Origin of the sequence: Vibrio sp. LQ2, from assembly GCF_023920125.1 — a bacterium.
In the GTDB taxonomy this organism is placed as follows: Bacteria; Pseudomonadota; Gammaproteobacteria; order Enterobacterales; family Vibrionaceae; genus Vibrio; species Vibrio fluvialis.
Genome location: NZ_CP085308.1, coordinates 1,701,760 through 1,714,583 on the forward strand (window position 1 = coordinate 1,701,760; position 12,824 = coordinate 1,714,583).

Annotated in this window: 8 protein-coding genes; 2 read left to right on the plus strand and 6 right to left on the minus strand. The window is 54.6% G+C overall.

The features are described 5' to 3' along the window. Positions 1-27 precede the first annotated feature (27 nt). Positions 28-2,418 (minus strand): phosphoenolpyruvate synthase, encoded by a 2,391-nt coding sequence (ppsA, locus tag LGV68_RS07995; RefSeq protein WP_252536486.1) that lies wholly within the window; start codon positions 2,416-2,418, stop codon positions 28-30. A 155-nt stretch (positions 2,419-2,573) separates the two neighbouring features. Between ppsA and LGV68_RS08000 the strand changes: the two genes are divergently transcribed. Further along, the gene (locus LGV68_RS08000) at positions 2,574-3,407 is read left to right on the plus strand and encodes a pyruvate, water dikinase regulatory protein (protein WP_202645015.1); all 834 of its coding nucleotides are present in this window, start codon (positions 2,574-2,576) and stop codon (positions 3,405-3,407) included. Between the two features lie 86 nt (positions 3,408-3,493). Here LGV68_RS08000 and LGV68_RS08005 read toward each other — a convergent pair whose 3' ends face one another. The 3 genes from LGV68_RS08005 to LGV68_RS08015 all read right to left on the minus strand — a co-directional run bounded on the left by LGV68_RS08005 (position 3,494) and on the right by LGV68_RS08015 (position 9,341). Beyond that, entirely contained in the window at positions 3,494-6,352 is a 2,859-nt protein-coding gene (locus LGV68_RS08005; RefSeq protein WP_252536488.1) for an FAD-binding and (Fe-S)-binding domain-containing protein, read from the minus strand. Positions 6,353-6,394: 42 nt separating this feature from the next. Then, positions 6,395-7,531 carry an FMN-dependent L-lactate dehydrogenase LldD gene (gene lldD, locus LGV68_RS08010; RefSeq protein WP_024375146.1) on the minus strand — a complete coding sequence of 379 codons (1,137 nt, stop codon included), beginning with the start codon at positions 7,529-7,531 and terminating at the stop codon, positions 6,395-6,397. Positions 7,532-7,646: 115 nt separating this feature from the next. Next, entirely contained in the window at positions 7,647-9,341 is a 1,695-nt protein-coding gene (locus LGV68_RS08015; RefSeq protein WP_020328877.1) for an L-lactate permease, read from the minus strand. A 204-nt stretch (positions 9,342-9,545) separates the two neighbouring features. On the opposite strand from LGV68_RS08015, the gene LGV68_RS08020 reads away from it, so the two are divergent. Beyond that, the gene (locus LGV68_RS08020; RefSeq protein WP_004727550.1) at positions 9,546-10,445 is read left to right on the plus strand and encodes a LysR family transcriptional regulator; all 900 of its coding nucleotides are present in this window, start codon (positions 9,546-9,548) and stop codon (positions 10,443-10,445) included. A gap of 140 nt (positions 10,446-10,585) precedes the next feature. Here LGV68_RS08020 and LGV68_RS08025 read toward each other — a convergent pair whose 3' ends face one another. Next, entirely contained in the window at positions 10,586-12,205 is a 1,620-nt protein-coding gene (locus LGV68_RS08025; RefSeq protein WP_024375145.1) for an ABC transporter ATP-binding protein, read from the minus strand. A 12-nt stretch (positions 12,206-12,217) separates the two neighbouring features. Further along, complete coding sequence (locus LGV68_RS08030; RefSeq protein ID WP_024375144.1) at positions 12,218-12,712, minus strand: hypothetical protein; 495 nt, start codon at positions 12,710-12,712, stop codon at positions 12,218-12,220. Between the last annotated feature and the right edge of the window lie 112 nt (positions 12,713-12,824).

Consider the following 12,824-nt stretch of genomic DNA (forward strand, 5'->3'; position numbering starts at 1 on the left):
CGCTTTTTCGATGGAGCAGTGAGCGAATTATTTCGCAGCCACTTCACCCAGTTTGATCCACGTATCAATCACGGTGTCTGGGTTGAGCGAGACCGAACTGATGCCTTGTTCCATCAGCCATTCCGCCAGATCTTCGTGATCGGATGGACCCTGACCACAAATGCCGACGTACTTGCCCGCTTTGGTTGCCGCATCAATCGCCATCTTCAGCATCACTTTCACCGCAGGGTTGCGCTCGTCAAACAGGTGCGCCACGTCACCGGAGTCACGGTCAAGGCCAAGGGTCAACTGAGTCATGTCGTTTGAGCCGATAGAGAATCCATCGAAGTACTTGAGGAACTCATCTGCCAGTACCGCGTTGGATGGCAGTTCGCACATCATGATCACTTTCAGGCCTTGCTCGCCACGGCGCAGGTCAAACTTCGCCAGCAGGTCAATCACCGATGCCGCTTCGCTTGGTGTACGCACGAATGGAATCATGATTTCGACGTTTTTCAGTCCCATCTCGTTGCGCACGCGTTTCACCGCCAGCGTTTCCAGTTCGAAACAGTCTTCAAACACCGGTGAGATGTAGCGAGACGCGCCGCGGAAGCCCAGCATTGGGTTCTCTTCGTGCGGTTCGTAGTGCTTGCCACCCACCAGGTTGCTGTACTCATTCGATTTGAAGTCTGACATGCGCACGATCACGCGTTTTGGCCAGAATGCCGCGGCGATGGTCGCGATGCCTTCAGTCAGTTTGCTGACGTAGAAATCGATCGGATCTTTGTAACCACGAATGCGGTTGGTGATTTCGGCTTTCAGTTCATCGGATTGCGCGTCGAAGTTCAGCAGCGCTTTCGGGTGAATGCCGATCATCTTGTTGATGATGAATTCCAGACGCGCCAGACCCACCCCTTCGTTCGGGATTTGTGCAAAATCGAAGGCACGATCCGGGTTACCCACGTTCATCATCACTTTGGTGGGCAGCAGTGGCAGTTCATCAACCGATGAGCGGCGCACTTCAAAGTCCAACAGGCCTTGGTAAACGTAGCCGGTTTCCCCTTCCGCACACGAAACGGTCACGGTCGCGCCGTCCGTCAATGTGCTGGTGGCGTTCCCACAACCGACGATCGCCGGAATGCCCAGTTCACGCGCGATGATCGCCGCGTGACAGGTACGGCCGCCACGGTTGGTGACGATCGCTGCGGCTTTCTTCATCACTGGTTCCCAGTCTGGGTCGGTCATGTCGGTGACCAACACATCGCCTTCTTTCACCAGTGACATTTGATCCAGCGAATCCACCAGACGAACGGTGCCGCTGCCGATGCGCTGACCGATCGCACGGCCTTCAATCAGGATGTCGGCTTTGTTGTTCAGCTCGTAACGCTCAATGACGTTCTGTTCGCTTTGTGAACATACGGTTTCTGGACGCGCTTGTACGATGTACAGCTTGCCGTCGATGCCGTCTTTCGCCCACTCGATGTCCATTGGACGCTGGTAGTGCTTCTCGATGATCATCGCTTGTTTTGCCAGCTCTTTGATCTCGTCATCGCTCAGAGAGAACTGATTGCGTTCGGCGTCGGTGGTGTCGATGATTTCAACCTGTTTGCCGATCACTTGGCTGTTGGCGTAGATCATTTTAACCAGCTTCGAACCGAAGGTTTTCTTCACGATCGGCGCTTGGCCTGCTTCCAGCAACGGTTTGTGCACGTAGAACTCATCTGGGTTCACCGCGCCTTGCACCACCATTTCGCCCAGACCCCAAGCCGAGGTAATGAAGACAACTTGGTCGAAACCAGATTCAGTATCGAGAGTGAACATCACGCCAGATGCCGCTTTGTCTGAACGCACCATGCGCTGGATACCCGCCGACAGCGAGATGCCGCGGTGGTCAAAGCCTTGGTGCACGCGGTACGAGATCGCGCGGTCGTTAAACAGCGACGCGTACACGTGCTTGGTCGCTTCCAGCACCGCATCGATGCCTTTCACGTTAAGGAAGGTTTCTTGTTGGCCCGCAAACGAAGCGTCTGGCAGGTCTTCAGCGGTAGCCGAAGAGCGAACCGCGACAGAAAGCTCGGGGTTGCCTTCAATCAGGGTGTCGTAGTTGTCTCGAATGTCCTGCTCTAAATCTGCAGGGAATGGGGCGTCTAATACCCATTGACGGATGGTGGCACCTGTCTTGCGCAGGGCTTCTACATCGTCAACGTCCAGTTCGTCGAGCAGGGTATGAATGCGATCGTCCAAGCCTTCAAAATCAAGGAATTGGTTGAACGCGTAAGAGGTTGTCGCAAAACCGTTGGGTACGGACACACCGGCGTTGGCGAGGTTAGATACCATTTCGCCAAGTGATGCGTTTTTACCGCCGACTTTATCGACATCTTCCATGGATAGGCTATTGAACCAGAGGGTGTTCTTTTGCATGTCTTTCTCCAGAAACATTGCAGCTTTGTAGGGGAGGGCAATCGATTACGTGGCAACTGAAAAAAATTCCGAGGAATTTTTCAAAGCTGTGGGGGCCGTAATGGCATGCCGGGTTTTATTATCGGTATTATGTAAACCATCGTAATAAAATTTATTTGAATGTTTAAACGAAAATGGAAATAGATTGTCAAAGCCGTGATGTATTCTACGTTTCGGATGGAACCGCGATTACATGTGAAACATTAGGTCACGTCGTTCTCGGCCAGTTTTCTTTTGTGCCGAACGAAAAGACCTTCCCGTTTGTCGAAACCGACGACAAACTGAGCGAACTCATCAAACAGATCGAGCACTCATTTCAGCGCAACGGCGTTCGCCCGTTGGTGTTCTTCTCCATCGTCATTCCTGAGTTTCGCTCGCGTCTGCTGAATGCGCCCGCGCACTGTTATGACGTGCTGGAAAGCATTGTTCAGCGCGTCAAAGATGACATTCAGATGGAGCCGACGCCCAAACTGCAACGTTCGCGCAGTGTCGGCAAAGATTCCAACACCTACTTTGACCGCATCGCCGCGATTGAATACACCCTGGCGCACGATGACGGCATCTCCACCAAAGGCCTCGATCAAGCCGATGTGATTCTGCTCGGCGTGTCGCGCAGTGGCAAAACCCCAACCAGTTTGTACATGGCAATGCAGTTTGGTCTGCGCGTGGTGAACTATCCGTTTATTGCCGACGACATTCGTGCTCTCAAACTGCTGCCGGAATTTGAAATTCACCGTCACAAGTTGTTTGGTCTCACCATTGACCCTGAGCGCCTGACCGAAATCCGCGAAAACCGCTTATCGGGCAGTGACTATGCCAGCACCGAGCAGTGTCAGACGGAACTGGCCACGGTCGAAGCGCTGTTTCGCCGTGAAGCGATTCCATACATCAACACTTCATCGTTGTCGGTGGAAGAGATCTCTACCCGTATTCTTGAAAAAGCGGGGCTGAAACGGCGCTTATTCTGACGTTAACGCCCATTTTCAAGCCATCAACAGGGAGCCTCGGCTCCCTGTTTTTTCAGCGTTCAGCCAAGTGGTATCCGGTAACCACTTTAATTAGCCGGACGTGCCACTTCATCCACCAGATACAGAATCGACTGGTACGGAATGCCGCTGTGATGCGACAGGCCAATTTCACACGTGCGACTGTTACTAAAGCCGCGCGAGCAGGCTGACGGCACTTGCTTTTTCAGCGGATGCACCGCCGCCGCGTTCAGCTCTGGTGTGGTGAAGCCTTTGTCGCCCGCCCAACCGCAGCACTGAATGTGCTCTGGCACCACCACGTTAGTCACGCACGCCTGCGCCAGTTTGAGCATCTCGCTTTCCAGCCCCATGCGACGCGAACTGCAGGTGATGTGCAGCATCACGGTTTCCTGTTTCGGCGTGATTGCCAGATGATCCAGTAGATACTTGCTGACAAAACCCGTTGGTTCGAGAATTTCCAGCGGTTTGGTGAACTGCTCCATGCTGCGTTTGGCGCACGGGCTGGTGTCCATCAGCACCGGATAGGTGCCGTGATGGCTCGCTTCCCATAGCGCCTCTTCCAGTTGCTGGGCTTTGCTTTGCGCCAGTTCGGTCATGCCTTTGCTGTCGTAAGGCATACCGCAGCACTGGCTGCTGAGTTCGCTCGGCAGAATCACTTCAAAGCCCGCTTTATTGAGCAGTGATAAAGTCACCTCGGTCAGCGGGCGCTGATCCTGCGCGTCATTTTGCTGGCCCATATTGCGGCTGGCACACGACGGCAGATAGACCACTTTTTTCTCACGGCGCGGCAGATTCTCGGCAGCCAGTGCCAGCCGATGAGTGTTGGCCTGTGGCATCTCCGGCATCCACAGCGGCGTTTTGCCTTTGGTCAGATTGCGCAGGCCGTTGGTCAGATTACCGACGGTTTTCTCACCCAGCGCCTTGGTCGCCAGTTGGTTCGCTTTCAGTCCGCTGCGTGCAATGGCGGTGGTGGCGGAGAAGTGCTCGGCCGTCCAGCGCGCAATCGGGGTGAATTTCTGATATTTAGCGGTGCGCAGTTTCTTCACCAGATCGCCGGTGTTGATGCCCACCGGGCAGCGCTCGGCACACAAGCCAGTCGCGGCGCAGGTATCTAGCCCCTGATACTCGAATACTTGCTCAAGTTCGCTCGCCTGCACGTTTTCACCCGCGGCAATACGGCGCTGCAATTCACGGAACAGCACAATGCGCTGACGCGGAGAGAGCGTTAAGGTGCGCGACGGACACACCGGCTCACAAAAGCCACACTCAATGCAGCGGTTGACCAAATCATCGGCAGCCGGCATCGGCTTGAGATTGCTGATGTGCGAATGGGGATCGGTGTTGATGATGACGCCCGGGTTGAGCAGGCCGCGCGGGTCAAACAGCGCTTTGATTTTTTGCATCAACGCGTAGCCATCTTTGCCCCATTCCAGCTCCACATACGGCGCCATGTTGCGTCCGGTGCCGTGCTCCGCTTTCAGCGAGCCCTGATACTTCACCGCCACCAGTTCGGCAACATCGTCCATAAAAGCGCCGTAGCGGTCGATCTCTTGCTGGCTGTCAAAGCCCTGCGTGAACACAAAATGCAGGTTGCCTTCCAGCGCATGGCCGAAAATGATCGCTTCGTTGTAGGCGTATTTGTCGAACAGTGCCTGAAGGTCGCGTACGCCAGCGGCGAGATCTTCAACCGGAAACGCCACGTCTTCAATGATGACGGTGGTGCCGACTTCGCGCACGGCGCCCACGGCCGGAAACATGCCTTTGCGAATGCCCCACAATGTTGCCACCATGCGGCTGTCGGTGGTAAAGGGCACGGATTCGAGAATGTGAAAATCGCTCAGCGCGCTCATGATCGCGTCGCACTGCGTATCCAGCGTAGCTTGATCGCTGGCGTGGGATTCAATCAGCAGCGCGGCTGCTTCGAGATCCAATCCGGCGATAAACGCTGGCATGCCTTTTTTATCGGCCACCGAGCGCATCGCACGGCCATCCATCATTTCAACCGCCGCTACCGGCGATTTAGACAGCGTAGTCACGGCTTGGCTGGCTTGTTCGATATCGGCAAACACCAACAGCGCCGACGCTTTGTGCGCGTGTTCAATGACCGTGTTGTAGGTGATTTCGGCGATAAAGCCGAGTGTGCCTTCTGAGCCGATCATCAGGTGCTCAAGCACCTCAATCGGATCGCTGAAATCTACCAGCGCATTGAGTGCGTAACCGGTGGTGTTTTTCAGACGGTATTTGTGACGAATGCGTTCGGTTAATTCCTGATTGGCGAGCGTTTCAGCGCACAGCGCTTCAAGGCCCGCAACCAGATGCGCTTTGTGCTGCTTGAAGTGTTCAACGCTGGCGGCGTCTTTGGTATCCAACACAAACCCGTCGGCGAAGACGATTTTCATGCTGTCGACGGTGCGATACGAGTTCTGCGCCGTCCCGCAGCACATGCCGCTGGCGTTATTGGCCGCGATGCCGCCAATTTTACAGGTATTGATCGACGCCGGGTCCGGGCCGATTTTGCGCTGGAACGGCGCAAGGTATTTATTGGCATCGGCGCCAATCACGCCCGGTTGAAGGAGTATTTTGTCGCCATTATCGAGGATCTGGTGACCACGCCAATCGTCGGTCAGGGTGATCAGCACAGAATCGGACACCGCCTGACCCGACAGGCTGGTGCCTGCTGCGCGAAAGGTGAAGTGAATGCCGTGTTCGCCGCAGCATTCAATGGCAAAAATCACTTCGTCGAGTGATTTCAGGCGCAGCACGATTTTGGGAACCAGACGATAAAAACTGGCGTCGGTGCCGTAAGCGAGGCGCTTGGCCTCCTGAGTCACGATACGTTCCGGGTCGATTTTGCTGCTCAGTTTCTGTTCTAATTGACGATAATGTTCGGCAGTAGGTGACTGATTCATCATAGCTTCCAGTGTCATGAAAGAAGGCTTCAAAATGGAATTTCGAAGCCTTCTTGGGGTTTATCCTTTGACCAGCGACTCACGCGACAGGTCTTGAATGGTTTTGGCGCCGGTCAGCGTCATGGCGACCCGCATCTCTTTTTCAAACAAGTCGAGCAGGTTTTCCACCCCGGCCTGTCCTTGGGCGGCCAGTGCGTAAACAAAGGCGCGGCCGAGGAGCGTACAGTCGGCGCCCAGTGCCAGCATGCGCACCACATCGAGGCCCGTGCGGATGCCGGAGTCGACCAGAATCTTCAGGTCGCCTTTCACCGCATCCGCGATGTCTGGCAGCGCACGCGCGGTCGAAAGGACGCCGTCGAGCTGACGGCCACCGTGGTTCGAAACCACGATACCATCAGCACCAAAACGTACCGCATCTTTGGCATCTTCGGTATCCAGAATGCCTTTGATCACCATCGGGCCGTCCCAGAAATCACGAATCCATTCCAGATCTTTCCACGAAATCGACGGGTCGAAGTTCGCGCCCAGCCAGCCGATGTAATCTTCCAGTTTGGTGGGTGTGCCGCGATAGGTGGAGATGTTGCCCAGATCGTGCGGTTTGCCCAGCAGACCCACATCCCACGCCCAGCTTGGGTGCGTCATGGCTTGCATCACGCGGCGTGCAGCCGCGTTTGGGCCGCTCATGCCGGAATGCATGTCGCGATAGCGTGCGCCCGGCACTGGCATGTCCACTGTAAACACCAGCGTGGTCACGCCGGCGGCTTTGGCGCGTTCCAGCACGTTTTTCATAAAGCCGCGATCTTTGAGTACGTAGAGCTGAAACCACATCGGGCGGTCAATCGCGGGCGCCACTTCTTCAATCGGACATACTGAGACGGTGGAGAGCGTAAACGGAATGCCTTTGTTACTTGCGGCGGTGGCCGCCTGCACTTCGCCGCGGCGAGCGTACATGCCGGTCAGGCCGACTGGCGCGAGGGCAATCGGCATCGCCAGCGATTCACCAAACAGTTCGGTCGACAGATCAAGCTGTGACATGTCGTTGAGCACACGTTGGCGCAGCGCGATGTCGGACAGATCGTCGGTATTGCGGCGCAGGGTATGTTCACTGTAGGAGCCGCCATCGATGTAGTGAAACAGAAACGGAGGCAGTTTGGCTTTCGCCGCAGCACGGTAGTCGGTAGATGCCGAAATAATCATAGATACATTCCTAATGTTAGCTCATACAGGTCAGATGCCTGTTTATCCCGGACAACCCGGACGCTGCTGGGGGGAGGCTTGGTGCGCAGCGTCAGGTTGGCGGGGTATCGTTGACTTAAGAGTTCATTAACGCGTCGGTCATGTGGAAACCGTAGATCACGGCCAGACCAATTAATCCTGTTACTACAAGGTAGTAGAAAGTTGGAATGATGGTTTTGCGCAGTGTCGCACCTTCACGACCGAGCAGGCCGACCGTTGCCGACGCCGCCACCACGTTGTGAATGGCAATCATGTTGCCGGCTGCCGCGCCGACCGCTTGTAGTGCGATGACGATAACGCTCGACACGCTCAGCGTTTGTGCCACTTCAAACTGGAACTGGCTGAACATCATGTTAGAGACCGTGTTCGAACCGGCAATGAAGGCGCCCAGTGCTCCTACCGTTGCGCTCAGAGCCGGGAAGGCGCTGCCCACCAGACCCGCCGCAAAGTTCGCAGTGGTGACCGGCATACTCGCCAGATCTGACATGTTCACGCCTGAGTTGATGAAGATACGCACCATGGGAATCGTGAATACCAGCACGAAACCTGCGCCAATCAGAGTTTTGGTCGATTCGCCCAGCGCCTGACCCATCGGTTTGAGGCTGCGCGCTTGCAGTAAGACGGCCAGCAGAGCCACGAACACCAGAATGCCGCCTGGTAGGTAGAGTGGTGCAATCGAGGCACTCACGCCCACTTCGCCGAGAATGTTGTTGAACGCCAGATTTACGCTCAGCAGCAGGCCTTTGAAATCCGCACTCACGCGGCTCAGCACCAGAATGACCGCCAGCAGCACGTACGGTAGCCACGCCAGCGCGAGGCCCATCGGTTTACCTTTGATGTCATCCAGTTCCATTTTCAGTGAGCCGAGCCATTCCGCTGGCCATTCGTTTTCCGGGCGGAAATCCCAGCTCTGTTTTGGCACCAGAAAGCCTTTTTTCGCTGCGGTGACGACAATCGTCAGACCGAACAGACCACCCACCAGTGATGGGAATTCAGGACCCAGTAGCACGCCAGTCAGCGCGTAAGGAACCGTGAACGCGAGGCCGGCAAACAGCGCGAATGGCAGGATGCTCAGACCTTCGGTCCAACTGCGGTTTTTGCCAAAGAAACGGGTCAGCATCATCGCCATCAGCACGGGCATCAAAGTGCCGACGCTGGCGTGGATTAACGCCACGCTGGCGGTGATCTGCTGCAGGTATGCGTCCCAGTTTGAGCCGTGCGCCACCAGAGCTTCGGTGATGTTGTGTGTATCCAGCCCTTTGTTCACACCGACCAGAATCGGTGTACCTACCGCGCCAAATGAAACCGGCGTGGACTGAATCATCATGCCCATCAGCACCGCTGCCAGCGCAGGAAAACCGATGGCAACCAGCAGAGGCGCTGCAATGGCTGCGGGCGTGCCGAAACCGGAAGCGCCTTCGATGAATGAGCCGAAACACCAGGCGATGATGATGGCTTGAATGCGGCGGTCAGGTGAAATGTTGGTAAACCCATTGCGAATCACGGTAATCGCGCCAGTGTATTTCAGTGTGTTGAGCAGGAAAATCGCCCCAAACACGATCCACAGCACGGTGACGGTGATCCCCAATCCTTGCAGAACCGACGCCAACACGCGGTTGGCCGTCATGTCCCAAAATGTCAAAGCAATCGCCACGGTCAGCGCAAAGGCGACCGGCATGGCTTTTTTCGCTGGCCAGTTCAGGCCAACCAGAAGAATGGCTGCCACCACAATCGGTGAAAACGCAACCAATGCTAATAAAGTGTCGCTCATGGAATACTTCCTCGTCCTTGAGCTCTCCATCCGTAAATGATGGCTTAACGCGTGCTGTAGGATACGGGTTAAGACGTTAGAGCTCGGTGTTACAAATTTTTATAGTTGTGATGGGTTTGTTAATTCGGCGTGAATGTACCCCTTTATTTTTTGGTGATATAGGGAAATAATGAAAATAATTAGTTCCAAAATTGGCATAATCGAATGCGTGCAGACGACTTAATTCTGTTTTCTCAGGTGGTAGAGCTGGGCAGTTTTAGTAAGGTAGCTGAACAAAATAACCTTACGAATTCGGTAGTTAGTAAAAGAATGGCGCGACTGGAAGAGGAATTGGGCGTTCAGCTATTATATCGAACAACGCGTAAATTGACCCTGACCGAAGCGGGCAAGGCGTTGCTGGCGAGTGCGAAAAATGTGAAGCAAGCCACTCAGGAAGCGATGGATGCGGTGGCGGGGTTTGGCGAAAATGTCAGCGGTCACATACGCATGTCGGTGCCCAGCATCTCGGGTGATTTGATTCTGGCGGATGCGGTGGCGGAATTTTGTAACCTGCATCCGGGGCTGACGGTGGAAATGTCGCTCGATAACCGCTTCGTGGATCTGGTGGAAGGTGGCTTTGATTTGGTGATCCGCACGGGTTATCTCGAAGATTCCAGCCTTATCGCGCGCCATATTCTGGATTCACAATGGGTGGTATGCGCGTCGCCATCCTACATTGCGCGTAACGGCAAACCGATTAAGCCGGAAGATTTGGTCAATCATAACTGCCTGCAATACGCTTACCAGACGACAGGGGCGACCGATTGGGAGTTCAAAAGCGCCAAAGGCAACTACATTGTGCGCGTGTCAGGCACCTTCACGACGGATAATGCTACGGCGCTGCGTAAAGCGGCGCTCGGTGGTCATGGCATTGCTTACGTACCGCGTTGCTTGGTGTATCACGATTTTCGAAATGGTGAGTTGGTGGACATTTTCCCGGAGCAGGTCGGCAAGAAACTCGGCATCTACGCGGTGTATCCGTTTACCCGCCAGCCGCCGAACAAAGTCCGTTTGCTGATTGAGCACATTCGCGCCCGTTACTTGGCCATTTCCCACTATTTCTGAGCCTTTTGTTATTGGTTCGTAGTTATGGCTTCGCACCAGAAAAGAAAAATGCCGCATCCGTGCGGCATTATCGATCGGCGGCCAAACCGATATCAATCATATTGACGGCGCCAGTATGGCGACGCTCAATGACAGTTTGATTACGCGGCGACCTCGTCTTCGATATCAAACGAAGCGGCAATCAGTTTCTTGGTGTAGTCGTGCTGCGGACGATGGAAAATATCCTCGGCGCTGCCTTGTTCCATCACTTCGCCTTTTTGCATCACCATCACGCGATCCGACAGCGCTTTCACCACGCTGAGGTCGTGGCTGATGAACAGAAAACCGATATTTCGGCGCTGTTGAATGTCTTTGAGCAAGTCAATCACGGTCAGCTGCACCGAACGGTCGAGGGCCGACGTCGGTTCGTCGAGCAGAATGAATGATGGTTCCAGGATCAGCGCACGCGCGATCGCAATGCGTTGACGCTGACCCCCAGAAAACTCGTGCGGATAGCGGTTGATCGCGCTGGCATCCAGACGCACCTCTTCCAGTGCTTTGCGTGCCCGTTGCAGACGTTCAGCTTTGCTGATGTGCGGTTGATGCACCAGCAATCCTTCGGTGATGATTTCGCCGACCGTCATGCGCGGCGACAGGGAACCGTAGGGATCCTGAAACACCATCTGAATGTCTTTTTTCAGCGTCAGGCGCTGCACTTCGCTCAGCTTGCGATAGTCCATGCCTTTAAACTCAATTTCGCCTGTTGATGGCAGCAGGCCGATCAGTGCGCGGCCCAGTGTCGATTTGCCGCTGCCGGACTCGCCGACAATGCCGAGCGTTTCACCCTGTTTGAGTTCCAGTGAAATGCCTTTCACTGCTTCGAAATACTGATTCCGGCTGGCAATAAAATGCGGTTTGATCAGGAATTTGACCCGAATGTCGCTTGCTTTGAGCAGCGCGGGTGCATTTGCATCAACCGGATCTTTGCTGCCTTTAGGAATGGCGTTAATCAGCATACGGGTGTAGTCGTGCTTAGCGTTGGTAAACAGTTCCTGTGTATCACCTTCTTCGACCACATCGCCTTTGCACATCACCAGTACGCGGTCCGCGACATAACGCACCACGCCCAAATCGTGGGTGATGAACAAAATCGCCATGCCCATTTTGCTCTGAATCTCTTTGATGAGCTTGAGCACTTCCGCCTGCACCGTCACGTCCAGTGCGGTGGTGGGCTCGTCGGCAATCAGAATGTCGGGCTCGTTGATCAGCGCCATCGCAATCATGATGCGTTGTAATTGGCCGCCGGAAAATTCGTGCGGATACTTGCTGTATGCCTGCTGCGGATTTGGCAAGTGCACCAGTTCAAACAACTCCAACACGCGCTGTTTGGCCTGAGCCATCGACACTTTGCGGTGACACATCATCGCTTCCGCTACCTGAATGCCCACGCGCAGGTATGGATTGAGCGAGGTCATCGGTTCCTGAAAAATCATCCCGATGCGATCGCCGCGCACCCGGCGCATCTGCACTTCGCTTTTTTCCAGCAGCTCTTCGCCTTCAAACACGATGCTCGACTGGGCATCAATCCGGGCATTGTTAGGCAACAGTTGCATCAGCGCGTTGGTTGAAACGGATTTGCCACTGCCGGACTCTCCGACGATGGCCAGCGTTTCACCGACATTCAGTTCGAAATTGACATTGTTGACCGCATTAACCACGCCGTCATTGGTTTGAAAACTGACCGACAGGTTTCGGACCTGCAACAGAGGAGAGTGTGACATTGTACATCCTTATCAATTGATCACGGGCGCGCCGCTTTGCAGCTCGCGATAAGACTTCAGTTGGGTGAAATAGTGGTGTGCTTTTTCCACCTGTTCATATTCCAGTTGCCAAGAGGCATTGCGCTGCGCGAGACAGAACGCGCCGATGTGACGCAGCAAATCATTACTGTTTTTTTCCAGCACAGGAGAGACGGCGGCGACCAAATCCGATTCTTCAATCGACATGAACTGCAGCAGCGCATAGGACTGATTAAGTACCTCAAACGCACGCTGGTACTGACCCATGTTGTTGAGGATTTCTGACTGATAAACCGCCGCGTCGCGCAATCCGGCGATCAGGCAGCTCATCTGACAGGGCTTGGTGTTCTCGTCGTGCGTAGCATGCTGAATGTGGTGCGGCAGATGATGCAGCACATCCTCAAACAAATAGTGTGCCTGCGGCCAGTGGCCCTGTTCGAGCAATTTTTCCGCCTGAAGATACGTGGTCCAACATTGTTGCAGATTCATAGTCCGCCTCCTGTGCATCGATGGAGAATATTTAAATGCAAATAACTATCAATTGCAAATGATTGTCATTTTTAAGTTGGATATTGTTCGCCGCAGTGATTACCCGCTTGAG